Below are 23980 nucleotides of genomic sequence, written 5' to 3' on the forward strand. Positions count from 1 at the left end.
ACTCCCGACCCGGGCTCAGTCCGCGGATACGACCTTCTCCCCGTCGGTGCGGCCCCCGCTGCTCTCCTCCGGCGGCGCCGTGGTCGTCGCGCGTCGTGATCGGCGCACCGAACGCACGATCACGAGCGCGACGAGCGCGAGCACTGCGACTGCCGCGAGCCACGGAAGAGCCACCCCGAACGCAATGAGGGCGGCGCCGAGGAATCCGACGAGCGCGGTCCAGCCGGCGACGAGTCCGTCGACAAAGCCCTCGGGCTCGTCGATCGGAGCGGCATCCTTCGAGCCGAAGTCCACCGTGATCGTCGACAGGTCGACCTGCTCGGAGAGGTAACGGCGCTGCGCCTGGAGGCTTTCCAGATTGGCCTGCCGCTCCGACAGGGCGGTCTCGATCGCGATGAGGTCGGTCGTCGAGGTCGCCACCCGGAGCAGGGCGAGCAGGCGGTCGACGGATGCTTGCAGCGCATCGATCCGCGCGTCGAGATCCCGCGTCTGCGCGGTCACGTCGGTCGAGTTGATCGAGACGTCTTCCACCTCGCCGAGTGCCTTGATCTCGTCGAGGGTCTCGGTGAGCGCGCCGGAGGGGATCCGCACAACCAGCTGCGCGAAAGCGCCGTTCCCGCCACCGTCCACACCGGGCTGCTCGCTGCGGCTGTCGACGCGGCCGCCGGCCCGCTCGACGATGCGGACCGCGTCGTCAGCGGCCCCGATCGGATCCTCGGCCGTAATGGTGAGATAGCCCAGCACGATAACGTCCCGGTCGGCCGATTCGGTGCTCACCCCGCCCGGGACGCCACCGTCGGACCCCTCGGTGACCCCCTCGGTGGGAAGCCCGTTGCCCGGCGGTGCCTCGTCGCTCGCTGAATCCGACGCGCCCAAGGTGCAGCCGGCGAGAAGAAACACCGCCACCATGACCGCCGCCGCGCTCCGCCATCGCCTCATGGGCTCACTGTATTCCTGGACCGTCGCGAGCCACCACCCAACGTTTTCGGCCCGTCGAGCGTCGGTTCGCGGCGTGGGGCGCGCGTGCAGACGCGCGGGCGGTGAACCTCCGCCCGGTACGCTCGATTCATGCACACACGTACTCTCGGTCGTACCGGCCGCACGGTTTCCGTCATCGGCCTCGGCACCTGGCAGCTCGGGGCCGACTGGGGCGATGTCGACGCCGACGCGCGCGCGATCCTCGACGCCGCGGTCGACTCGGGCGTCACCTTCTTCGACACCGCCGACGTCTACGGCGATGGGCGCAGTGAGAAATTCATCGGCGAGTACCTTGCCGGCAAGCCCGGGCACGGCATCACGGTCGCGACCAAGATGGGGCGCCGCGAGGCGCAGGATGCCGCGAACTTCACGCTCCCGAAGTTCCGCGAGTGGACCGACCGCTCCCGCTCGAATCTGGGCGTCGACACCCTCGACCTCGTGCAGTTGCACTGTCCGCCGTCGGCGGTGCTCTCCACCGACTCCGTCTACGACGCACTCGATACCCTCGTCGCCGACGGCGCCATCGCGGCCTACGGCGTGAGCGTCGAGACGACCGCCCAGGCCCTTTCCGCGATCGCCCGCCCCGGCACCGCGAGCGTGCAGATCATCCTCAACGCCTTCCGGCACAAGCCGCTCGACGAGGTGCTCCCCGCGGCAATCGCCGCCGGTGTCGGCATCATCGCGAGGGTCCCGCTCGCCTCGGGCCTGCTGAGCGGCAAGTACACGACCGAGACGACATTCGCGGCGAACGACCACCGCAACTACAACCGGGACGGCTCCGCGTTCGACGTGGGCGAGACCTTCTCCGGCGTCGACTTCGACAAGGGAGTGGCCGCGGCACAGGAGTTCGCGGCGCTCGCGGCATCCACCGGGCTCACGACCGCGCAGGCGGCGCTCGCCTGGGTCGCGCAGCTCGACGGGGTGAGCAGCGTCATCCCCGGCGCCCGATCGGTGGACCAGGCGCGCTCGAACGCGATTGCCGGATCCGCCGATCCGCTATCGGCGGAGTTCACCGCTGGCGTGGCGCACCTCTACGACACCTACTTCCGGGCGGCCATCCACCCGCGGTGGTAGCGAAGAGGGGCCTCGGCCCCGCCTTCGCTAATCTCTTCACCGCGAACCTCGCGTCGAGCCTCGGCGACGGGATCGAGCGGCTCACCGACGACCCGCTGCTCATCTCGGGCATCGCCGCCCTCGCGATCGCGCTGTTCGTGCTCGTGGCGACGGATGGGCTCACGATCTGGTGGCCGTATCTCGTGATCTTCGTCTACGGCGCCTTCGAGACGGTCTATGACGGGGCGATCCGCGCCGTCGTGCCGAGCATCGTCGAGCGGTCCAACCTGTCGCGCGCGAATGCCCGCATCGAGGGCGGGGAGCTCCTGGTGCAGAACTTCCTGTCCGGCCCGTTCACGTCGGTGCTCTTCGCCGTCTCGGCCCTGATCCCCCTGGGGGTCAACGCCGCCGTATTCGGAGGCGCGCTCGCACTCGCGTTCTTTCTCCCGAAGGCGGCCTCGGGGGGCCAGTTCGCCCGTCCCGTCCCCGAGGCGGGAACGCCGGGGGACCGGGCTGACGGTCGCCATCATGACCACCCTCACCGGGGCGGCGACCTTCGCGATCGGCGCGGTGCCGACGATTGCGGTGGCGGCGGCAGGCACGGCCCTCACCTCCGGGGCGATCACCGTGTGGAATATCCACATCATGTCGCTGCGGCAGAGCGTGATCCCCGGGCGCCTGCTCGGCCGAATTGACCTGACCGTGCCGTTCCTTCTCGGCGGCGGCGTGGCGTTCGTCGCGAGCCTCGTGTTCTTCCGGTTCCTGATGACGCTTCCCAACGCCGAGGACGTCGACAACGGAGACCTCCCGGTTGGGCCGATTGAGCCCCCGGGCATCACCCCGCTCCAGTGACCCCGCTGGCGTCGCCGACCCGGGTCAGTTGTTGTCGTCGGGGTCGAGTCCCGTGCGTTCGCCTGACTCGAGTCCGTCGATGGCCACGAGGTCGTGGGCGTCCAGTTCGAACCCGAACACGTCGGCGTTCTGGCGGATGCGGTCGGGCGTCACCGACTTGGGGATCACGACGATGCCCTGCTGCAGGTGCCAGCGGATGACGACCTGGGCAGGGGAGACGGAGTGCTTCGCCGCGAGAGTGTCGAGCACAGGGTTGCCGAGCACGCGTCCGCGGGCGAGGGGCGACCATGCCTCGGTCAGGATCGAGTTCGCGTCGCCGTAGGCGCGCACCTCACGCTGGGGCAGCCACGGGTGCAGCTCGATCTGGTTGATCACGGGGACGACCTCGGTCTCGGCCAGCAGAGCGTCGAGGTGGTGGGTATGGAAGTTGGAGACACCGATCGAGCGGACGACCCCGTCGGAGCGCAGCTTCTCGAGCGCGCGCCACGTCTCGATGTAGAGGCCGCGCTTCGGGGCCGGCCAGTGGATCAGGTAGAGGTCGACATAGTCGAGACCGAGCTTCTGGCGGCTCCCCTCGAACGCGCGCAGCGTGTTCTCGAATCCGTGGTCGTCCTGCCAGACCTTCGTCGTCACGAACAGCTCCTCGCGGGGAACGCCGGAGCGGCGCATCCCCTCGCCGACGCCAACCTCGTTGCCGTACAGGGTCGCCGTGTCGACGTGCCGGTAGCCGGCGTCGATCGCCGTGGCGACGACATCCGCCGCCTGCTCGTGCGCGATCTTGTACACGCCGAGGCCGAGCTGGGGGATGACACGGGAGTCGTTCATCGTCAGGACGGGGGATACGGGTTCAGTTGTCATCGGTCCATTATTGGTCGGGTTGCTGCGCCCGGGATGCACGCGCGGGGCTACAGCCGTGCTCGTCGCGCGCGCACGAAGCTGTACAGCCCGTAGGCGATCAGACCGATCGCGACGACGATCAGGATCGCCGGACCGAATGGCAGCTCGACGAGAGCCTTCAGTGCGCCGTCGAGACCGGTGGACTCGCTCGCGTCCACCGTCGCCGCGGCGACGAGGAACAGGATGCCGACCACGCCGAGCGCGATCCCCTTGGCGAGGTAGCCGGCGATGCCGAGCCCGACAACCACCCGTCCGACGGTTCCCGAGGGAACAGTCAGATCCTCGGTGAACTTCTTCGTAATGCCCTTCATGACGAAGAACGCGCCGATCACGCACACACCCAGGCCGACGATCACGAGCACGACGATGCCACCCGGCGCCGCGAGCAAGGCAGCGGTGAACCCCCTGGCGTCGCCGCCTGAGTCCGAGGAGCCGCCCATCGCGAAGCTGAGCGCGGTTGCGGCGATCGCGAGGTACGCCACCGCCTTGCCCAACTCGATCGCCCGGTGTCCCCACTTGCGCTTCGGATCGGGCGACGGCACGAGGATGGCCTCTACGACCTGCCACAGCCCGAGGGCGGCAAGGCCGATGACGATCGTCCAGAGCACGACGATGCCGCCGGGGGTTGCGGCAAGACCGGTGAGGGCCCCGGATGCGTCGGCTTCGCCGCCTACTCCGCGCGCCACGCCGATCGCAATGCCGCCGATCAGTATGTGCAGCAGGCCGTTGACGGCGTAGCCCATTCGGGCAACGACCTGAAAGGGATGGCTTCGGCTGGCGCTGCGGGCGGCGCTCTCTACTTCGTCGGTCATCTGCCCAGATTAGTTCGACCGTCGGCCCCGCGCGTCTGATCCGCCGCTTAGCTCGGCTGCACCGCGATCGGTTCGGTGTCGGGGATCGGGCTCGCGTCGCGGTCCCGCAGGTCGGGGTGCCAGCGGCGGAAGACCGTTGCCACGATGACGCCGCCGATCGCGAAGGCCGCCGCGACAACGAAGGCGCCCGGTGCGCCCGAGGCGTCGATCACGAAACCGGCGATGGCAGAGCCGATGGCGGCGCCGATGAGCTGGCCGGTGCCCACCCACCCGTATGCCTCCGCGGTCTCGCTGAACTTTACGCTCGCCGACACGATCGCGAACATGACCGCGAGGGCGGGCGCGATGCCGACCCCGGCGATCAGCATGGTGAGCGCGAGCCACCAGAAATTGAGGCTCACGATCGCGAGGGACAGCCCGATCGCCACCCCCAGCATCCGCATCGCGAGCGCGGTCGGCCCGATCGGCCGGTGGCCGAAGGAGAGCCCGCCGATGAGTGACCCGATCGCGAAGATCGCGAGGATGACGCCCGATTCCGAGCCGCCCTCGCCGAATGCCGCCACCACGCCGACCTCGACAGCCGCGCAGGCGCCGATGAGCAGGAATCCGGTGACGGTAGCGAGCAGCACGGGCGGCCGGCCCAGCACGGCGCCGAGCTTGCGGCGGCTGAGGGGGATGCGCACCCGGCCGACCTCGGGAGAGGAGATGAACCAGGTCGAGCCGACGACAAGGATGCCCATCGCGGTGAGTATCGCCGTGACGGTGCTGATCTGCACCGCGAGAAAGACCGTGATGACCGGGCCGAGCACCCAGATGATCTCTTGTGCCGACGCGTCGAGCGAGAACAGCGGGGTGAGCTGACGGGAGTTGACCATCTTCGGATAGATCGTGCGCACGGCTGGCTGCACCGGCGGCATGCTCAGCCCCGCGACCAGACCGATCGCCATGTAGAGAGGAACGGACATCTCGACAAGGGCGATCGTGCCGATGGAGAGCGTGCAGAGAACCGTCGTGAGGATGAGCACTGGGCGCATCGCCCAGCGTCCCATCCACCGGCTCGTGAGCGGCCCGGCGATGGCCTGGCCGATGCTCGTCGCGGCGAGGACGAGACCCGCCGCGGCGTAGGAATCGTGCACGTGCTCGACATGCAGCAGCAGGGCGAGGGACAGCATCCCGAACGGGAAGCGGGCGGTGAGCTGTGCGGCGATGATGCGGGCGACCCCGGGGGACTTCAGCAGGCTCGCATAACTACTCACAAGCAGTCAGCCTATCGGGCACAAAGTACGGAATGTCGGTGGCTGGAGGCACGATCTGGCTGTGTATAAGTCGGCGAAGTTATGCACACCTGTGGAGGACACGCCCACTACATCTAGGGTTGGCTCATTGTCAGACACCCGCTATATAGTGGTGACAACGCCTGGCCGGCATTCCGGTTGCAGGCAAGAATGGGCCTGAATGCAGGCGTTCGTCGGGGTCGTAAGGGAGTTTTGGTGGAGATCACAGTAATCAAGCGCAACGGACAGCGCGAGCAGTATGACGCGAACAAGATCAACCTCGCAATCGAGCACGCGACAACCGGGCTCGACGACAACATCGCGTGGGTCACGCAGATCGCGTCGGAGCTCGAGATCACCCTGTTCGACGGCATCACAACACAGCAGCTCGACGAGGCCGTCATCCAGGTCGCCCTGCAGAACGTCAAAGACGACCCGGCGTTCGACACGGTCGCCGCCCGTCTGCTGCTAAAGACCATCTACAAGCGCGTTCTCGGCGACTACCAGTCGGCCGAGCAGCTCAAGTTCCTGCACGCCTCGCACTTCGCCGCGAACATCACCCGCGGTGTCGAGGAGAAGCTCCTCGACTCCCGCCTCGTCGAGATGTTCGACCTCGAGAAGCTCAGCCAGGCCCTCGAGCCCGCGCACGACGAGCTGCTCAAGTACATCGGTGTCGTCACCCTCAACAACCGCTACGGCATCAAGGGGCGCAATGGCGACGCCCTCGAGGTTCCGCAGTACTTCTGGATGCGCATCGCGATGGGCCTCTCGCTCAACGAGGCGAACCCCACCGAGCACGCCATCGCGTTCTACGAGAAGATGTCGACCCTCGAGTACCTCGCGGCCGGATCCACCCTCGTCAACGCGGGCACGATTTATCCGCAGCTCGCGAACTGCTTCGTCATGGAAATGCAAGACGACATGGAGCACATCGCCAAGACCACCCGCGACGTGATGTGGCTCACCAAGGGCACCGGCGGCATCGGCCTCTCGGTCACCAAGCTCCGCGCGCAGGGATCCCCGATCCGCTCGAACAACACCACCTCGACCGGCCCGATCCCGTTCATGCACACGATCGACTCGATCCTGCGCGCGGTGAGCCGCGGCGGCAAGAAGTTCGGCGCGCTGTGCTTCTACATCGAGAACTGGCACCTCGACTTCCCCGAGTTCCTCGACCTGCGCCAGAACTCCGGCGACCCGTACCGCCGCACCCGCACCGCGAACACCGCGGTCTGGATCAGCGACGAGTTCATGAAGCGCGTGCAGAACGACGACGACTGGTACCTCTTCGACCCGCTTGAGGTCAGCGATCTCAACGAGCTGTACGGCAAGGAATTCTCCACTCGCTACAACGAGTACGTCGCCCTCGCCGACGCCGGCCAGATGCGCATGTACAAGCGCATCACCGCGCGTGAGCAGTTCAAGTCGATTCTCATCTCGCTGCAGACGACCTCGCACCCGTGGCTCACCTTCAAGGACACGATCAACAACCGTGCCCTCAACAACAACACCGGCACGATCCACCTGTCGAACCTGTGCACCGAGATCACCCTCCCGCAAGACGAAGACAACGTCTCGGTCTGCAACCTGGCCTCGATCAACCTGTCGCGGCATATGCGCGACGGCAAGGTCGACTTCAAGAAGATCGAGGAGAGCGCCCGCCTCGCGATCCGCCAGCTCGACAACCTCATCGACATCACCCGCTCCTCGGTCAAGGAGGCGGACTTCTCCAACGAGCAGAACCGCGCCGTCGGCCTCGGCGTCATGGGCTTCACCGACATCATCGAAAAGCTCGGCTTCAGCTACGAGAGCGAAGCCTCCTACGACCTGGTCGACGAGATCATGGAGCACGTGTCGTACGCGGCGATCGACGAGAGCGCCAACCTCGCCCGCGAACGCGGCTCGTACGCGAACTTCGAAGGCTCCGGCTGGTCGAAGGGGATGGTGCCGATCGACAGCATCGCGACGACAGAGGCCGACCGCGACATGGCGATCAAGGTCAACCGCACGACCCGTCTCGACTGGGATGCGCTGCGCGAGAAGGTCAAGGGCGGCATGCGCAACGCGACCCTCATGGCCATCGCACCAACCGCATCCATCGGCCTCGTTGCCGGTACCACTCCGGGCCTGGACCCGCAGTTCTCGCAGATCTTCAGCCGCGCAACCTCGAACGGCAAGTTCCTCGAGGTCAACCGCAACCTCGTGGCCGACCTGCAGGAGCTGGGCATCTGGGACTCGACGCGCGAGACGATCCTGCGCAGCCAGGGCGACATCCAGAACATCGCCGCAATCCCCGACCACATGAAGGAAACGTACAAGACGAGCTTCCAGCTCTCCCCGTACGCTTTCATCGAGGTCGCGGCCCGCGCGCAGAAGTGGATCGACCAGGCCATCAGTCGCAACATGTACCTCGAGACGCGTGACCTCGGCGACATGATGGACATCTACTTCGCGGCGTGGGAGCGCGGCGTGAAGACCACCTACTACCTGCACATGAAGCCGCGCCACACGGCGGAGCAGTCGACGGTCAAGGTCAACAAGTCGGAGTCGATCGGCACGGGGGCCCGCAAGGGCTTCGGCGCCTCGTCGACGTCGTCGACCCCGGCCGGCGTCCCGATCGAGGCGGCAGCAGCCCCGGTCGTGGTGGAGCCCGCCCCGTCGGCGCCCCGCAAGGGCTTCGGCTTCGGAAAGCCGGGCAATTGATGAACGAGCAATTCCAGTACGAAGTACCGGTCGACCCGATGGACGACCTCCAGTGCGACAGCTGCCAGTAGTTCTGTCCGCAGTCCGCACCGCACCACTCACTGTCGAATCACAGATCCAGAAAGAAGACTAGAGCAATGGGCATTCTCGGCACCGGCCTCCAGGAGGGGCTGCTCCTCAAACCAATCCGCTACCAGTGGGCAATGGACCTGTACGACCAGGCCGTCGCGAACACCTGGTTCCCGAACGAGATCCAGCTCGGCGAGGACATCGCCGACTTCAAGAAGATGACCGACGAAGAGCGCCACGCCGTCACCTTCCTGATGAGCTACTTCAACCCGAACGAGCTGCTCGTCAACAAGGCGCTCGCCTTCGGCGTGTACCCCTACGTCAACGCCGCCGAGTGCAGCCTGTACCTCGCGAAGCAGATGTGGGAAGAGGCCAACCACTGCATGTCGTTCGAGTACGTGCTCGAGACCTTCCCGATCGACCGCGAGGCCGCCTACGCCTCGCACGTCGAGATTCCGTCGATGGCGAAGAAGGAGGAGTTCGAGGTCAAGTACATCCGTCGCATGACCGAGAACACCCTCGACATCACCACGACCGAGGGCAAGAAGGACTTCGTCCGCAACCTCGTCGCCTACAACGTGATCCTCGAGGGCATCTGGTTCTACTCCGGATTCATGGTGGCGCTGAGCTTCCGCCAGCGAAACCTGCTGCGCAACTTCGGTTCGCTGATGGACTGGGTCGTGCGTGACGAGTCGCTGCACCTCAAGTTCGGCATCAACCTGATCCTCACGGTTCTCGAAGAGAACGAAGACCTCCAGACCGAGGAATTCGCCGCCGAGATCAAGCAGATGATCCTTGACGCCGTCGCCCTCGAGGAGGAGTACAACCGGGACCTGCTGCCCGGCGGCATCCTCGGACTCAACTCGAACTACATCAACCAGTACGTGAAGTACCTGGCGGACCGCCGGCTCGAGGAGCTCGGCTTCGAGCCGGAGTACAACGTCACCAACCCGGCGAAGTGGATGGCCGCGGCGAACGACACGTTGCAGCTCGTCAACTTCTTCGAGTCGACCAACACCTCGTACGAGTCGAACGCATCGGCCACGGTCTCCGCGCGCTAGTAGCCTCGCTCGACCACAACGCCCCCGGGTGGCTTCGGCCTCCCGGGGGCGTTCGTGCGTGCCAGCGCCACCGCTACCGGAACGCGCCCGACTCTGACACCCTGAATCAATGAGGGGAGCCTGATGGACGCGAGGGAGACACCGCCGGTGATCGTCGGGGTCGTTCATGACCAGCTGGATGCGGTGGTGCTCAGCGCCGTCGAGTTCGCGCGTCGCTTCGGTGCCGAGCTCGTTTGCGCGAGCGTCGACCGCGGCCGGTATACCGTGCGGGAACGTGAGGACGGCTCGGTTTCCTCGCTGCCGATCGATCCCGACCTGCCCGACCTCGCGGTGCAGGAGTTTCCAGAGGAGCTCGAGCGCCACCTCGCGACGCTGCTCGAGAACCGTGGCGTGCGCTGGTCGACCCGGATGCTCGCCGGCGATCCCGCGCACGCGCTCGGGCAGCTCGCCGCCCGGCTCGACGCGGCCATGATCGTCGTCGGAACACGTGAGGCGGGGCTGCGCGGCAGCATCCAGGAGCTACTCACCGGATCGGTCGCGGCCCACCTCGCGCACCGGCAGCACCGCCCTGTCGTGGTCATCCCGCTCAACCCGTTGCCGATCGACCGCGAGCTGCCGTGGGAGCAGGGCTGAGCCGGTTCCGACGCCGGATGGGTTGTGGTGTGGGCGCGCTGTGCCCCACTCGGCGAGCGAATACTGGTCGTTGTGGCCTGGTGCCCATGAGGGCCTGGTGCCCATGAGGGCCTGATGCCCACGAGGGCCTGATGCCCACGAGGGCTTGGTGCCCACGAGAATCGCGCCGATTACAGAATTGTTGCGGTTCGAACTCGTCCGGCAGCGACCACTACTCCGTACTCGGCGAACTTCTGGCTGCACGCAACCCGCCGCGCGTCACAGGCTGGCGGCGAGTAAGTCGGTTCGGCCCACGGCCGGCCGGAGGCGTCGACTACGTGGTCGTGGTCGTTCGCGGTCGTGCCTGAGCAGCCACTAGTGCGTACTCGATGAGATGTGCGGGGTGGTTGGCGTGCGAGATGTGCCAGATGTGCCAGATGTGCCGGATGTGCCGGATGTGCCGGATGTGCCGGATGTGCCAGGTGTGCCAGATGTGCCGGATGTGCCGGATGTGCCGGATATGCGACGATGCCCGGATGTGCCGGATATGCGACGATGCCCGGATGCTTCAGTGCCCGGCGCCGAGCTGGCCGCCGAGACGCACCTGCATCGAGGTGCTGGCCTCGTTCAGGCCCACGATGACCGCGCGCTTGCCGTGCTGCTCGTACTTGGTGGTGATCGCGTCGAGTGCGGCGACGGTCGAGGCATCCCAGATGTGCGAATTCGTCAGGTCGATGACCACCCGCTCCGGGTCGTCGGCGTACTCGAACTGCGTCGTCAGGTCGTTGCTCGAGGCGAAGAACAGTTCGCCGGTTACGACGTAGTACGCGGTTGGCACCGCTTCGCCCTCCGGCACCGTGCGCGCGACCGAGACGAAGTGGGCGACCCGCCGGGCGAAGAGCACCATGGCGAGGATGACTCCGGCGATGACGCCGATTGCGAGGTTGTGGGTGATCACGACGATGACGACGGTGGAGAGCATGACGGCGGTCTCACTCTTCGGCATCCGCTTCAGGGTCGCCGGGCGGATGCTGTGCCAGTCGATCGTCGCGACGGAGACCATGATCATGACCGCGACGAGTGCCGCCATCGGAATGACCGCGACGAGGTCGCCGAGGCCGACCACGAGGATCAGCAGGAAGACCCCAGCGAGGAAGGTGGAGATGCGGGTGCGCGCGCCCGACGCCTTCACGTTGATCATCGTCTGGCCGATCATCGCGCATCCGCCCATGCCGCCGAAGAGCCCGGAGAGCATGTTTGCGACACCCTGGCCCCACGCCTCACGGGTCTTCCGCGAGTGCGTGTCGGTGATCTCGTCGACGAGCTTCGCGGTCATGAGCGACTCGAGCAGCCCGACGAGCGCCATCGCGAGAGAGTAGGGCGCGATGATCTGGAACGTCTCCCAGTTGAGCGGCACGTCGGGGATGAACAGCTCGGGCAGGCTGGTCGGCAGCTCACCCTGGTCGCCGACCGTGGGAACGGCGATCGCCATCGTGACGACCGCGGCAGTGATGAGCACGATCGCGACGAGCGGGGCCGGCACGACCTTGGTCAGTCGCGGCATGACGACCATGATCAGGATGCCGACCGCGACAAGCGGGTAGACCAGCCACGGCACCCCGATGAGGTGGGGGAGCTGGGCGGTGAAGATGAGGATCGCGAGCGCGTTGACGAACCCGACCATGACGCTGCGGGGGATGAAGCGCATGAGCTTTGCGACGCCGATCACGCCGAGCACCACTTGGAAGATGCCGCCGAGGATGACGGTGGCGATGAAGTACTCCAGGCCGTACTCGCGGGCCACGGGCGCGATGACGAGAGCGATCGCACCGGTCGCCGCGGTGATCATGGCGGGGCGGCCGCCGAGGAACGCGATCGACACGGCCATGACGAACGAGGAGAACAGCCCGACCCGCGGGTCGACCCCGGCGATGATCGAGAAGGAGATCGCCTCGGGGATGAGCGCCATGGCGACCACGAGGCCGGCGAGCACCTCGCGGGTGAGTATGCGCGGCGTGCGCAGCGCGGTCATCACCGACGGGTCGGCCCGGTAGCGGTCGGGCGGGTCGGGCTTCTGGACAATGGCCATGGGAGTCTCCAGTAACGAGATGATTCGGCGGATGCCGGGCGGGATGGGCGTCGCGCGCAGCGTTACGCGGAGATTGGGAGGTCGACGGGCGTGGCCGGTCGACATCCGAACTCTACCCTAACGTTAGGGTTGGATGTGAGATGCCGAAGTGGCCGAAGGGACAACATGAGCGCGGATGCAGGCCCGGAGACGATGCACATCGGCGAGCTGGCCGAGAAGACCGGCCTGTCGCTGCGCACCATTCGCCACTACGACGATGTGGGCCTGCTCAAGGCATCCGGTCGAACCGAGGGAGGATTCCGGCTCTACAGCCAAGACGACCTGACCCGGCTCATGCTCATCCGACGCATGAAGCCACTCGGGTTCTCGCTCGAGGAAATGACCAATCTGCTCGGCGTCATTGACACGCTGCAGGCAGGCGCGCCGGGTTCCGATAGCCTAGAGGTACGTTCCCGGTTGGATCGCTTCATCGATCAGGCCGTCGAACGCAGGCAGACGCTCGAGAGACAGCTCGAGATGGCCGACGAATTCCTGGAACTTCTCCGCCGCCAATAGGCAGCGCGCGATGCCATCGCGACCCGCGCAGTGGCCCAGATCGGCCCGGGCGGTTCGACGCCGCCCCCACAAACCCCGCAGTGAAATAAGGCCCGCGAAACGCCAGGAGGCGTCGGGCAGACAATCCAAGAAACGAGCACCATGATCAACCACCACCACCTCGACCTGCCGTCACCGCCGAAGCTGCCCAAGGGAGGCCTGCGGGTCACCCCGCTCGGCGGACTCGGCGAGATCGGTCGGAACATGACCGTGTTCGAGCACCAGGGCAAGCTCCTCATCGTCGACTGCGGCGTGCTGTTCCCCGAGGACAACCAGCCCGGCATCAACGTGATCCTGCCCGACTTCAGCTCGATCCGGCACCGCCTGAACGACATCGTCGCGATCGTGCTCACCCACGGCCATGAGGACCACATCGGCGGAGTGCCGTATCTCATCAAGGAACGCAAGAACATTCCCGTGGTGGGTTCCAAGCTCACCCTCGCCTTCGTCGGCGCGAAGTTCCAGGAGGAGCGCCTGTCACCCCCCGTCGTCGAGGTCGTCGCGGGCGAGAAGCGCTCATTCGGCCCGTTCGACCTCGAGTTCGTCGCCGTGAACCACTCCATCCCCGACGGGCTCGCCATCGCGATCCGCACCGAGGCCGGCCTCGTCCTGCACACCGGCGACTTCAAGATGGACCAGTTCCCCCTCGACAAGCGCATCACCGACCTCGGTGCCTTCGCCCGCCTCGCCGAGGAGGGCGTCGACCTCTTCCTCACCGACTCGACCAACGCCGAGGTTCCCGGATTCACGACCTCGGAAGAGGACATCCGCCCGGCGATCGACGCGGTGTTCCGCACCTCGCCGCGACGCATCGTCGTGTCGAGCTTCGCGAGCCACGTGCACCGGATCCAGCAGGTGCTGGATGCCGCCGTCAAGAACGACCGCAAGGTCGCGTTCGTCGGCCGGTCGATGGTGCGCAACATGGGGATCGCCTCCGACCTCGGCTACCTCAACGTTCCCAAGGGCCTCGTCGTCGACCTCAAGACCCTCGAGAAGCTCCCCGATGACAAGATGGTGCTCGTCTGCACCGGCTCGCAGGGCGAGCCGATGGCGGCCCTGTCGCGCATGGCCAACCGCGAGCACATCATCGAGATCGGCGACGGCGACACCGTGCTGCTCGCGAGCTCGCTCATCCCCGGCAACGAGAACGCGATCTACCGCGTCATCAACGGACTCATCCGCTGGGGCGCGAACGTCGTGCACAAGGGCAACGCGAAGGTGCACGTCTCGGGCCACGCGAGCGCCGGCGAGCTCGTCTACTGCTACAACATCGTCAAGCCCCGCAACGTCATGCCCGTGCACGGCGAATGGCGCCACCTCACGGCGAATGCCGAGCTCGCTGTGCGCACCGGCGTTCCGGAGGACCGCGTGATCATCGCGGAAGACGGCGTCGTCGTCGACCTCGTGAACGGCCGCGCGTCGATCGTCGGCAAGGTCAAGGCGGACCTCGTGTTCGTCGATGGCATGTCGATCGGCGTGGCCTCCGAGGAGGCGCTGAGCGACCGTCGGATGCTCGCCGAAGACGGCGCGATCACGATCCTCGGCATCCTCGACACCAAGACGGGCCTGCTCGCCGAGCCCATCGAGTTCTTCGCGCGCGGCTTCGCGCACGATGACGAGTGGATCCGCGGCGCGACGAAGGCGATCGACGACGCGATAGTGTCGGCGAACCAGAGCAAGCGAGTGGACGGCGCGGCGCTCGAGGTGCTGCTGACCCGCACGATGAACCGTTGGATGCAGCGCAAGTACCGCCGCACGCCCGTGATCACGTCGATCGTCGTCGACGCCTGATTCGAGCATCCACAACGGGAGAGAAACCATGAGCGCGGTCGAAACGAGGGACGGCGTCGACAACCTGCGGGTTCTCGACGAGGCCCTCAAGCGGCGAACCATCGCCGTGATCTCCCATCCGGATGCCGGAAAGTCCACCCTCACCGAGGCGCTGCTGCTGCACGCGCACGCCATCGGTCAGGCTGGGGCGACTCACGGCAAGGCCGGCCGGCGGGCGACCGTGTCGGACTGGATGACGATGGAGAAGGAACGCGGCATCTCGATCAGCTCCGCGGCGATCCAGTTCACCCACCGCGACACGATCATCAACCTCGTCGACACCCCCGGCCACGCGGACTTCTCGGAGGACACCTATCGGGTGCTCGCCGCGGTGGATGCCGCCGTCATGCTCGTCGACGCAGCCAAGGGCCTCGAGTCGCAGACCATGAAGCTCTTCGAGGTGTGTAAACGCCGCGGCATCCCGCTCATCACGATGATCAATAAGTGGGACCGTCCCGGCGGCGACGCCCTCGCCCTGATGGACGAGATCGAGAAGCGCACCGGCCTCTTCCCGACGCCGCTCACCTGGCCGGTCGGCGAGTCGGGGGACTTCCGCGGACTCGTCGACTGCGACAGCGGGCAGTTCGTGCGCTTCCACCGCACAGCCGGGGGAGCGACAATCGCGAGCGAGGAGACGGTGCCGGCCGAGGACGCGACCGCGATCGCCGGGCCCGCATGGCAGACGGCGGTCGAGGAGACCGGGCTGCTGCGCGAGGAGGGGCACCGTCACGACGAGTCGCTCTTTCTCTCTGCCGCGTCGACCCCCGTGCTGTTCGGTGCCGCGGCGCTCAACATCGGCGTGCGCCAGCTGCTCGACACCCTCGTCGACCTTGCGCCGTCCGCCGAGGCCCGCGCCGACACATCAGGCGTGCGCCGGGCGGTGAACTCCGCCTTCTCCGGGTTCGTGTTCAAGGTGCAGTCCGGAATGGACTCGAACCACCGTGACCGGGTGGCCTTCGTGCGCGTCTGCTCCGGCGTGTTCGAGCGCGGGATGACCGTGACCCACGAGCCGAGCGGTCGCCCGTTCGCGACCAAGTACGCCCAGCAGATGTTCGGCAAGGACCGCGAGACCGTCGACATGGCGTGGCCAGGCGACATCGTCGGTCTCATCAACGCCTCGGCGCTTCGCCCCGGGGACACCCTGTTCACAGGCGGCCCGGTCGTCTACCCGCCGATGCCGAGGTTCCAGCCCGAGCACTTCCGGGCGGTGCGTTCCACAGACAGCAGCAAGCACAAGCAGTTCCGCAAGGGTATCGAGCAGCTCGACCACGAGGGCGTCATCCAGGTGCTGCACTCCGACCGTCGCGGGGACCAGACGCCGATCCTCGCCGCCGTCGGCCCCATGCAGTTCGAGGTCGCGGCCGAGCGGATGGCGAACGAGTACCGCGCGCCGATCGCATTCGATGCGCTGCCGTACACAGTCGCCTGCCTGATCGACGCGGAGACGGCGAAGGTGCTTGCGAAGCACTCCTCGATCGAGGTGACGATGGCCTCCGACGGCCGGATGATCGCTCTGTTTGCCAATGAGTGGAAGCTCCGGACGCTGCGGCGCGAGCATCCGGAACTCACACTCGACTCGGTCTCGGCCGAGTGACGCTCTCGTTTCTTTCATCATTCAGGAGTGACGGTGTGGTCGGGCTGTCATGATTCAGGAGTGGTGGTCTGGTCGGGCTGTCAGCATTCAGGAATCTGGGCTTCTGTCGGGCGGCAGGATTCAGGGGTTCGGTGTGCCAGGGACGCCTCCTCGCTCTGTAACGCCGCTGTACCGCCCGCGGATGCTGGGCGGCAGGCGGCAAACCGAGTTCGACTAGTCGGGCACTCCTGAATGATGACAGTCGTTCCTGCCTGTCACTCCTGAATGGTGACAGCCCGACCACACCGTCACTCCTGAATGATGAAAGCGACGCGGCCGGTCAGCGCGGCGCCATGCGGATCGCGCCGTCGAGGCGGATCGTCTCGCCGTTGAGCATCGGGTTGCGCACGATGTGCTCGACTAGCGCGGCGTACTCGTCCGGCCGGCCGAGCCTGGCCGGATGCGGCACCTGCGCGCCGAGAGAGTCGCGCGCCGCCTGGGGCAGCCCCGCCATCATCGGCGTCTCGAAGATTCCCGGCGCGATGGTCACGACCCGGATGAGGTGCTGCGCGAGCTCGCGCGCGATCGGCAGGGTCATCCCCGCGACCCCCGCCTTGGATGCCGAGTAGGCGGCCTGGCCGATCTGCCCGTCGAAAGCGGCGACGGATGCCGTGGTGACGATGACGCCCCGCTCCCCGCCGGTCGCATCTTCGGAAGCGCCGTGCGGATCGGCGAGCGGCTCGGTCTGCGCCATCGCCGCCGCGGCGAGGCGGATGACGTTGAAGGTGCCGGTGAGGTTGACCCGGATGATGCGCTCGAAGTCCTCGAGCGGCAGCGGACCCGCGCGCCCGACGACCCGGCCGCCGGTGGCGATACCGGCACACGCCACGACGATCCGCAGCGGCCCGAGCCCGGCGGCCGTCTCCACGGCGAGCTGTACCTGATCGGCATCCGCCACGTCGGCCGCGAGGAAGACAAACCCGTGCTCCGCCGCGACGGCCTCGCCGGCAGAATGGGACAGGCCGACGATTACGACGGTCGCGCCGGCCTCGCGCATCAGCCGCGCGGTGGCGAGGCCGAGCCCGGAGGCCCCGCCGGTGACAAGGGCGACGGCTCCGCGTATCTCCATGGCTAGATCCTCTCGATGATCGTGGCGTTGGCCATGCCGCCGCCCTCGCACATGGCCTGCAGGCCGAACCGCCCGCCGCCGTGTTCGAGTCCGTTGAGCAGGGTGGTGAGCAGCCGGGTGCCGGAGGAGCCGAGAGGATGCCCCAGCGCGATCGCCCCACCGCGCGGGTTCACCCGGTCGGGGTCAGCGTGCAGCTTCTGCTGCCAGGCGAGCGGGACCGACGCGAATGCCTCGTTGACCTCGAACAGGTCGATGTCGTCGATGCCGAGGCCGGAGCGGGCCAGGATGCGCGTGGTGGCGGGGATGATTCCGGTGAGCATCTCGATCGGGTCGGAGCCGACGACGGTGAAGCTGCGGAACCTCGCCCGCGGGGTGAGGCCGAGCAGCGCGGCCTTCTCCTCGCTCATGATGAGCACCGCGGAGGCACCGTCGGTGAGGGGCGAGGAGTTGCCGGCGGTGATGCGCCAGTCGATTTCGGGGAACCTGCGCGCCATCGCCTCGTCCCGGAACGCGGGCGCCAGCTCGGCGAGCCCCTCAGCGGTTGTGGCGGGACGGACGGTCTCATCGGTGGTGCGCCCGTCGATCGGCAGCACCTCGGAGGAGAAGTCGGCGGCGGCCGCGAGCGCGTGCGATCGGGCCGCGAACGCGTCGAGGTTCTGCCGGCTGAGACCGAACCGCGCGGCGATGAGCTCGGCGGAGATGCCCTGGCCGATCAGCCCGCCCGGGTAGCGCGCGCCGATTCGCTCGCCGTAGGGGTCGGCTCCGATGGTGGAGCTGCCGATCGGGTTCTGGCTCATGAGCTCGACGCCGCAGGCGATCACGACGTCGTACGCGCCCGCGATGACGCCCTGCGCGGCGAACGATGCCGCCTGCTGGCTCGAGCCGCACTGTCGGTCGATCGTGGTGCCGGGAACGGACTCGGGGAAGCCGGCCGCGAGCACCGCGTTGCGGGTGACGTTGAACGACTGGGCGCCGACCTGCGACACGCATCCGCCGATCACGTCGTCGACCAGCGCCGGATCGAGCCCGCTGCGATCGACGAGCGCGGCAAGGGTCTGGGCGAGCAGGTCGACCGGGTGGTGGCTCGAGAGCGCACCACCTGGCTTTCCCCGGCCGGAGGGCGTGCGGATGGCGTCGACGATGACGGCTGTTGTCATTCTTCGACTCTACGCGGGGGACGCCGGGGCCGCCGGAGGCGTGGCCGCCGGGAGCAGGGTCTATGGCGCGAGCGCCTTGACGATGCGCTGCAGGCTCACCGGCTCGGCCGTGCGCAACTGCTGCGCAAACAGGCTTACGCGCAGCTCCTCGAGCAGCCAGCGCACCCGCACGAGGCGCTCGGGCGCATCCGGGGGGAGCGGGATGCGGCCGCCGGCGGCGACGAACCGCTCCATCGCCCGGGCGACCTCATTCTGGCTTACCCGGTCTTGGGCGACGGCGGTCGGCAGTTTGTCGAGCCGGGCCGACACGGCACGCAGGTACCGTGGCAGGTGCTTCAGTTGGGTCACGCCGGTAGCGGAGATGAACCCCGGATAAATGAGCGCCGCGATCTGCGCGCGCACGTCGGTCAGGGCCGGCAGCAACGTCATGCTCGTCGTCTTCGTGATCGCCCGCTCGGCGTCCCGGGCCGCAGCGAGGCTCGAGGTGACGACCGAGACGACGCCGTAGAGCGAGTCGATCAGGCCGGCCGAGATGGCCGCGCGGGCGGCCTCGTACTCGGTGCGGGTCCAGAGCAGGCCGCCGGGCGCCATCTCCCGCAGTGCGTCGTCCATCACAGCGACGAGGCAGTCGTCGAACAGCGCCTGCACGTTCTGGTACGGGCTCGAGGCAAGGGTCAGCTTCTCGGTCTGGCTGAGATGGTCGCGCACCCACGAGAGCGGCGACGGGATCGCGAGCAGCAGCAGGCGCCGGATGCCGCCGGGCAGCGCCGCCGCCTGATCCTCGGTCGTCGCCATGACGCGCAGCGCGACGCTCTGACCCTCGTCGACGAGCGTCGGGTAGCCGCGGATGACGGTGCCGCCGCGCCGGGTGTCGACTACCTTCGGCAGCTCGTCGAAGTCCCAGGTGACAAGGGCCGAGCGTTCGAGGGCGTGCGGGGTGGCCTCGGTGACCTTCGCGACCGACTCCCGCACGCGCGACTTGAGCTTGTGCTGCAGTGTCGGGAGGTCTTTGGCCCGCGCGACCTGGGTGCCGCGGTCGTCGACGACGGCGAAGGTGATTCGCAGGTGCGGGGCGACCCGCTCCGGGTCGAAGTCGCCCGGATCGACGGGGGTGTGGGTCTTGCGCTGGATCATGTCGGCGAGGTACGCGGTGATCGGGGTGCCCTCCAGCTCCTCGATCGGCAGTCCCCGGGCGTTCTCCAGCAGGCGTCTGGCCCACTCGGCCGCGGGCACAACGTTGCGGCGGATCGCCTTCGGCAGGCTTTTGATGAGCGCCGTGACGAGCTCCTCCCGGAGCCCCGGCACCTGCCAGTCGAAGCCGGCGGGGGAGAGCCGGGCGACGAGCGCGAGAGGGATCTTCACCGTGACGCCGTCGTCCTCGGCGCCGGGCTCGAAACGGTAGCTCAGCCCCAGCCGCTGGTCGCCCTGGTCCCACCAGGTCGGGAACTCGTTCTCGTCGATACCGGCCTCGGCCTCGTCCTCGTCGATGAGGTTCTCGGCGGTCATCGTGAGCAGGTCGGGGGTCTCGAGGCGCGCCTTCTTCCACCACGACTCGAACGAGCGGGTCGAATATACGTCGGAGGGAATGCGCCGGTGGTAGAACTCGAAGACCGTCTCGTCGTCGACGAGGATGTCGCGTCGGCGGGTGCGCTCCTCACGCTCGGCGAGCTCCTTACGCAGCGCGCGGTTGTCCCGCTCGAAGGCCGTGACGCGCTTGTCGAGCCGGTCGGTCTCCCAGTCGCTCTCGACAAGCGCGTGCCGGATGAACAGCTCGCGTGCGTACGCCGGGTCGATGCGCGAGAACTGCACCCGCCGCCGCTCGACGATCGGCACCCCGTAGAGCGTGACGCGCTCGTACGCGACGACCTGGCCCTGCTTCTTTTCCCAGTGTGGCTCGCCATAGCTGCGCTTGGCGAGGTCGCCGGCGAGCGGCTCGGCCCAGGCCGGATCGATTGCGGCGCTGACCCGGGCGAATAGGCGGCTGGTCTCGACCAGTTCCGCGCTCATCACGGCATCCGGCTGCTTCTTCGCAAGGGCCGAGCCGGGGAAGATCAGGAACCGCACCTGGCGCGCGCCGACGTAGTCCTTCTTCTGGCGGTCCTTGATGCCGATCTGGCTGAGCAGCCCGGCGAGCAGCGACTTGTGGATACCGACCGGGTTCACGCTTGGATCGTTGATGCTGAGCTGGAGGGGCTTCGCCATGCGTTGCAGCTGCCGGTAGACATCCCCCCACTCCCGGATGCGGAGGAAGTTGAGGTACTCCGCCTTGCACAGGCGGCGGAACGCGCTCGACGAGAGCTCGCTCTCCTTCTCCTTGAGGTAGTTCCAGATGTTGAGCAGCGTCAGGAAGTCGCTCGTCGGGTCGGTGAATCGCGCGTGCTGCTGGTCCGCCTGTGCGCGGCGCTCGAGCGGGCGCTCCCGCGGGTCCTGGATGCTGAGGGCGGCCACGATCGCCATCACCTCGCGCGTCGTGCCGTGCTGCTTCGACTCGACCACCATGCGGCCCAGGCGCGGGTCGATCGGCAGTTGCGCCAGCTGACGGCCGACCTTGGTGATGCGGTTGTCGCTCGTGACCGCGCCGAGCTCGCGCAGCAGGTCGAGCCCGTCCTTGATTCCGCGAGAGTCCGGCGGCTGCAGGAACGGGAACGCGGCGATGTCGCCCAGGCCGAGTGAGATCATCTGCAGGATAACCGCGGCGAGGTTCGTGCGCAGGATCTCCGGCTCGGTGTACTCCGGGCGGCGGGCGAAGTCCTGCTCCGAGTAGAGCCGGATCGCGATGCCGTCGCTTGTGCGGCCCGAGCGGCCGGAGCGCTGGTTCGCCGACGCCTGCGAGATGGCCTCGATCGGCAGGCGCTGCACCTTGGCGCGCACGCTGTACCGGGAGATCCGCGCCATGCCGGCGTCGACGACGTAGCGGATGCCGGGAACCGTGAGGCTCGTCTCGGCGACGTTGGTGGCGAGGATGATGCGGCGCCGGGTTCCAGGGGTGCCCGAGGGGCGGAACACCTTGTGCTGGTCGGCGGCGCTCAGCCTGCCGTACAGCGGGAGCACCTCGGTGTGCGGCAGGTTGCGGCCGCGGATGGCATCCTCGGCATCGCGGATCTCCGCCTCCCCGCTGAGGAAGACGAGCACATCACCCATCGACTCGCGCGCGAGTTCGTCGATCGCCGCATTGATGCCGTCGATGGGGTCGAGGTCCTCCGACGCGGTCGTACCCTTTCGGGCATTCTTGCCGCCGCGGGCATCCGCGGGCTCGAACTCATCGCTGAACTCATCGCCGGACCCGAGCGCCGCGGCGTCGATCGCATCCGGGACCAGCGGCCGGTAGCGGACCTCCACCGGGAAGGTGCGCCCGGAGACCTCGATGATGGGGGCATCGTCGAAGTGCTTGGAGAAGCTCACCGGGTCGATCGTGGCGCTCGTGATGATGACCTTCAGGTCGGGGCGGCGCGGCAGCAGCTGCTTGAGGTAGCCGAGCAGGAAGTCGACCGTGAGGCTGCGTTCGTGCGCCTCGTCGATGATGATCGTGTCGTACTTGGTGAGCTCACGGTCGCGGTGGATCTCGGCGAGCAGGATGCCGTCGGTCATGAGCTTGACCTTGGTGTCTTTGCCAACCCGGTCGGTGAACCGCACCTGGTAGCCGACGATGCCGCCGAGCTCCTGGCCGAGCTCCTCGGCGATCCGCTCGGCGATCGTGCGCGCGGCGATCCTCCGGGGCTGCGTGTGCCCGATCTTCTCCCGGCCCAGCTCAAGCAGGATTTTTGGCAGCTGGGTCGTCTTGCCCGAGCCGGTCTCGCCGGCGACGATGACCACCTGGTTGTCGCGGATGGCGCGGGAGATCTCCTCCCGGCGCTGGCTGACGGGCAGCTCGGGCGGATAGGTGATGACGAGGAGGGGCGCTTCGGGCATGGGGAATCAATCGTACGGGGTCGGGGTGGTCGCACCCGCTCCGCTTGTTCCGGCCTGCCGTCGCTCGCTCAACCGGGTGCCCGCTGCCGTGAGGATCCCGGTTGCGATCGCGCTGCCGATGACGAGCGAGCCTCCGTCGATGACCCACGGATGAAGGAACAGCGCAGCCGCCGCTGCGAGTGCCGCCGTGCCCGCCGCCGACCCGGTGATGGCCGCGCGCGAGGCCGGGCCAAGTGAACGGCTGCGGGTGAGCAGAATGGCCGCGGCGCCACCCGCGGCACCGGCGGCCGCGACGAGGGCGCCCACTGCCGCGCCGACGATTCCCGCAACGGGGAGAAGGGCGAACGACGGCCCGGAGGGCAGCAACAACTGCTCCCTCGTCAGCAGGGCGATCGCGTACCCTCCCCCGAGGGCCGCTCCGGTGGCCACGGCCGTCCCGGCCAACGCGAGGATTCTTTCGAGGGGCCACACGCGTCTAGTCTGCACCCCGAAGTGGTGGGTGGGCTCAGTGCTCGCCGCGCGTGTTCGGCAGTTCCACTGGCGTGAGTGTGGCGATCTTGGGCGCCCGGTTGTCGCCGGAGGAGCGGCCGGTGAGGCGGCGTCCGATCCACGGCAACACGTGCTCGCGCCAATACGCGGCGGTGCGCTGTGCCGCTGCTCCGTCGATGCGCGTGCCCGCGGCATCCGGAATCGGCACCTCGAGTGCGGCGAGCACGTTGCTCGCGACGCGCTCGTGGCCGCGGGGATTGAGGTGCAGCTTGTCGGGGGACCAGTACCGGCTCTCGGTGAGTTCGGCGTCGGCCCAGTTGTCGACGAAGGTGACTCCCTGCTTCGGGAGGCGATCGCGCATCGCCTGGGCGAGCTGATCGCCACGGCGGCCGATGAGGGCGCCGAGCGGGATGTGCCGGGTCGGGTTCGCGCCGCTGGTGAGTATGACGTGGATTCCGCTCGCGACCGCACAGTCGACCGCGGCCTCGAGTCCGTCGGCGACCTGGCCGACCGCGACGCGCGGGCGCAGAATGTCGTTGCCGCCGCCGTTGATGCTCAGGAGGGCGGGAGAGAGCGCGATCGCGGCATCCAGCTGCTCGGTGACGATCGGGGCGAGAAGGCGACCCCGGATGGCGAGGTTCGCGTAGCTGACCGGCTCGGGCGAGGCGAGCGCGAGACCGAGGGCGACGAGGTCGGCCCAGCCTCGCACGCTGCCGTCGGGCCGCTCGTCGCCGACGCCCTCGGTGAAGCTGTCGCCGATGGCGACATAGCTCGGGTAGGTGTTTCGCACCGGTCGAGTCCACCACACTTCGGAGGCCCCTGACGCGCGGGGGTCCCGGACTTGCGAAAGGTCACGACGTGCGCGGTCACGACGTGTGCGGTCACGACGTGCGCGAGGT

19 protein-coding genes are annotated in these 23980 nt (G+C 67.7%); 9 read left to right on the forward strand and 10 right to left on the reverse strand.

Features of this window, described 5'->3' with window-relative positions; all coding sequences use genetic code 11:
• Window positions 1-15: 15 nt before the first annotated feature.
• Window positions 16-939, reverse strand: coding sequence for a DUF4349 domain-containing protein (locus BHD05_RS05850; RefSeq protein WP_161885605.1), 924 nt, complete (start codon window positions 937-939; stop codon window positions 16-18).
• A 129-nt stretch (window positions 940-1068) separates the two neighbouring features.
• On the opposite strand from BHD05_RS05850, the gene BHD05_RS05855 reads away from it, so the two are divergent.
• From BHD05_RS05855 to BHD05_RS05865, 3 genes are read left to right on the forward strand one after another with little or no spacing between them, the layout of a single operon-like run.
• Window positions 1069-2052, forward strand: coding sequence for an aldo/keto reductase (locus tag BHD05_RS05855; protein WP_161885606.1), 984 nt, complete (start codon window positions 1069-1071; stop codon window positions 2050-2052).
• Complete coding sequence (locus tag BHD05_RS05860; protein ID WP_161885607.1) at window positions 2046-2726, forward strand: MFS transporter; 681 nt, start codon at window positions 2046-2048, stop codon at window positions 2724-2726. The genes BHD05_RS05855 and BHD05_RS05860 overlap by 7 nt, the downstream gene beginning before the upstream one ends.
• Window positions 2677-2883, forward strand: coding sequence for a hypothetical protein (locus BHD05_RS05865; RefSeq protein WP_161885608.1), 207 nt, complete (start codon window positions 2677-2679; stop codon window positions 2881-2883). The genes BHD05_RS05860 and BHD05_RS05865 overlap by 50 nt, the downstream gene beginning before the upstream one ends.
• Window positions 2884-2907: 24 nt before the next feature.
• On the opposite strand, the gene BHD05_RS05870 is transcribed toward BHD05_RS05865, so the two are convergent.
• Genes BHD05_RS05870 through BHD05_RS05880 form a run of 3 tightly spaced genes read right to left on the reverse strand, consistent with a single transcriptional unit; the run spans window position 2908 to window position 5848 of the window.
• Window positions 2908-3741 carry an aldo/keto reductase gene (locus BHD05_RS05870; RefSeq protein WP_161885609.1) on the reverse strand — a complete coding sequence of 278 codons (834 nt, stop codon included), beginning with the start codon at window positions 3739-3741 and terminating at the stop codon, window positions 2908-2910.
• A 47-nt stretch (window positions 3742-3788) separates the two neighbouring features.
• The gene (locus BHD05_RS05875) at window positions 3789-4592 is read right to left on the reverse strand and encodes a DUF1206 domain-containing protein (RefSeq protein ID WP_161885610.1); all 804 of its coding nucleotides are present in this window, start codon (window positions 4590-4592) and stop codon (window positions 3789-3791) included.
• 47 nt (window positions 4593-4639) lie between these two features.
• The gene (locus BHD05_RS05880) at window positions 4640-5848 is read right to left on the reverse strand and encodes an MFS transporter (protein ID WP_161885611.1); all 1209 of its coding nucleotides are present in this window, start codon (window positions 5846-5848) and stop codon (window positions 4640-4642) included.
• A 234-nt stretch (window positions 5849-6082) separates the two neighbouring features.
• On the opposite strand from BHD05_RS05880, the gene BHD05_RS05885 reads away from it, so the two are divergent.
• The 3 genes from BHD05_RS05885 to BHD05_RS05895 all read left to right on the forward strand — a co-directional run bounded on the left by BHD05_RS05885 (window position 6083) and on the right by BHD05_RS05895 (window position 10332).
• On the forward strand, window positions 6083-8569 hold the full coding sequence (locus BHD05_RS05885) for a ribonucleoside-diphosphate reductase subunit alpha (protein WP_161885612.1): 2487 nt from the start codon (window positions 6083-6085) through the stop codon (window positions 8567-8569).
• A 137-nt stretch (window positions 8570-8706) separates the two neighbouring features.
• A complete protein-coding gene (locus tag BHD05_RS05890) occupies window positions 8707-9699 on the forward strand; it encodes a ribonucleotide-diphosphate reductase subunit beta (RefSeq protein WP_161885613.1) in 993 nt (330 codons plus the stop codon).
• Window positions 9700-9822: 123 nt separating this feature from the next.
• Complete coding sequence (locus tag BHD05_RS05895) at window positions 9823-10332, forward strand: universal stress protein (RefSeq protein WP_161885614.1); 510 nt, start codon at window positions 9823-9825, stop codon at window positions 10330-10332.
• Between the two features lie 547 nt (window positions 10333-10879).
• Here BHD05_RS05895 and BHD05_RS05900 read toward each other — a convergent pair.
• Entirely contained in the window at window positions 10880-12400 is a 1521-nt protein-coding gene (locus tag BHD05_RS05900; RefSeq protein WP_161885615.1) for a SulP family inorganic anion transporter, read from the reverse strand.
• Between the two features lie 165 nt (window positions 12401-12565).
• On the opposite strand from BHD05_RS05900, the gene BHD05_RS05905 reads away from it, so the two are divergent.
• The 3 genes from BHD05_RS05905 (at window position 12566) to BHD05_RS05915 (ending at window position 16418) form a co-directional block, all read left to right on the forward strand.
• Window positions 12566-12955, forward strand: a complete 390-nt coding sequence (locus BHD05_RS05905; RefSeq protein ID WP_161885616.1) for a MerR family transcriptional regulator — start codon at window positions 12566-12568, stop codon at window positions 12953-12955.
• A 141-nt stretch (window positions 12956-13096) separates the two neighbouring features.
• Window positions 13097-14785: a ribonuclease J gene (locus BHD05_RS05910; protein ID WP_236966666.1), complete on the forward strand. Its 1689-nt coding sequence runs from the start codon at window positions 13097-13099 to the stop codon at window positions 14783-14785.
• Between the two features lie 28 nt (window positions 14786-14813).
• Entirely contained in the window at window positions 14814-16418 is a 1605-nt protein-coding gene (locus BHD05_RS05915) for a peptide chain release factor 3 (protein WP_161885617.1), read from the forward strand.
• A 319-nt stretch (window positions 16419-16737) separates the two neighbouring features.
• On the opposite strand, the gene BHD05_RS05920 is transcribed toward BHD05_RS05915, so the two are convergent.
• Genes BHD05_RS05920 through BHD05_RS05940 form a run of 5 tightly spaced genes read right to left on the reverse strand, consistent with a single transcriptional unit; the run spans window position 16738 to window position 23871 of the window.
• Complete coding sequence (locus BHD05_RS05920; protein WP_161885618.1) at window positions 16738-17526, reverse strand: SDR family NAD(P)-dependent oxidoreductase; 789 nt, start codon at window positions 17524-17526, stop codon at window positions 16738-16740.
• Between the two features lie 2 nt (window positions 17527-17528).
• Entirely contained in the window at window positions 17529-18683 is a 1155-nt protein-coding gene (locus tag BHD05_RS05925; RefSeq protein ID WP_161885619.1) for a thiolase family protein, read from the reverse strand.
• 60 nt (window positions 18684-18743) lie between these two features.
• Window positions 18744-22592, reverse strand: a complete 3849-nt coding sequence (gene hrpA, locus BHD05_RS05930) for an ATP-dependent RNA helicase HrpA (protein WP_161885620.1) — start codon at window positions 22590-22592, stop codon at window positions 18744-18746.
• Between the two features lie 6 nt (window positions 22593-22598).
• A complete protein-coding gene (locus tag BHD05_RS05935; protein WP_161885621.1) occupies window positions 22599-23063 on the reverse strand; it encodes a hypothetical protein in 465 nt (154 codons plus the stop codon).
• Window positions 23064-23097: 34 nt separating this feature from the next.
• A complete protein-coding gene (locus tag BHD05_RS05940; RefSeq protein ID WP_161885622.1) occupies window positions 23098-23871 on the reverse strand; it encodes an SGNH/GDSL hydrolase family protein in 774 nt (257 codons plus the stop codon).
• Between the last annotated feature and the right edge of the window lie 109 nt (window positions 23872-23980).

Origin of the sequence: Marisediminicola antarctica, assembly GCF_009930795.1 — a bacterium.
Taxonomy (GTDB): Bacteria; Actinomycetota; Actinomycetes; order Actinomycetales; family Microbacteriaceae; genus Marisediminicola; species Marisediminicola antarctica.

What these genes read in the sequence shown, in the direction of transcription:
- BHD05_RS05890 (WP_161885613.1), top strand. Translation starts at nt 8,707, where the DNA reads ATGGGCATTCTCGGCACCGGCCTCCAGGAGGGGCTGCTCCTCAAACCA.
- BHD05_RS05855 (WP_161885606.1), top strand. Translation starts at nt 1,069, where the DNA reads ATGCACACACGTACTCTCGGTCGTACCGGCCGCACGGTTTCCGTCATC.
- BHD05_RS05920 (WP_161885618.1), bottom strand. Translation starts at nt 17,526, where the DNA reads ATGGAGATACGCGGAGCCGTCGCCCTTGTCACCGGCGGGGCCTCCGGG.
- BHD05_RS05915 (WP_161885617.1), top strand. Translation starts at nt 14,814, where the DNA reads ATGAGCGCGGTCGAAACGAGGGACGGCGTCGACAACCTGCGGGTTCTC.
- BHD05_RS05925 (WP_161885619.1), bottom strand. Translation starts at nt 18,683, where the DNA reads ATGACAACAGCCGTCATCGTCGACGCCATCCGCACGCCCTCCGGCCGG.
- BHD05_RS05895 (WP_161885614.1), top strand. Translation starts at nt 9,823, where the DNA reads ATGGACGCGAGGGAGACACCGCCGGTGATCGTCGGGGTCGTTCATGAC.
- BHD05_RS05905 (WP_161885616.1), top strand. Translation starts at nt 12,566, where the DNA reads ATGAGCGCGGATGCAGGCCCGGAGACGATGCACATCGGCGAGCTGGCC.
- BHD05_RS05865 (WP_161885608.1), top strand. Translation starts at nt 2,677, where the DNA reads ATGTCGCTGCGGCAGAGCGTGATCCCCGGGCGCCTGCTCGGCCGAATT.
- BHD05_RS05875 (WP_161885610.1), bottom strand. Translation starts at nt 4,592, where the DNA reads ATGACCGACGAAGTAGAGAGCGCCGCCCGCAGCGCCAGCCGAAGCCAT.
- BHD05_RS05900 (WP_161885615.1), bottom strand. Translation starts at nt 12,400, where the DNA reads ATGGCCATTGTCCAGAAGCCCGACCCGCCCGACCGCTACCGGGCCGAC.
- BHD05_RS05850 (WP_161885605.1), bottom strand. Translation starts at nt 939, where the DNA reads ATGAGGCGATGGCGGAGCGCGGCGGCGGTCATGGTGGCGGTGTTTCTT.
- hrpA (WP_161885620.1), bottom strand. Translation starts at nt 22,592, where the DNA reads ATGCCCGAAGCGCCCCTCCTCGTCATCACCTATCCGCCCGAGCTGCCC.
- BHD05_RS05910 (WP_236966666.1), top strand. Translation starts at nt 13,097, where the DNA reads ATGATCAACCACCACCACCTCGACCTGCCGTCACCGCCGAAGCTGCCC.
- BHD05_RS05870 (WP_161885609.1), bottom strand. Translation starts at nt 3,741, where the DNA reads ATGACAACTGAACCCGTATCCCCCGTCCTGACGATGAACGACTCCCGT.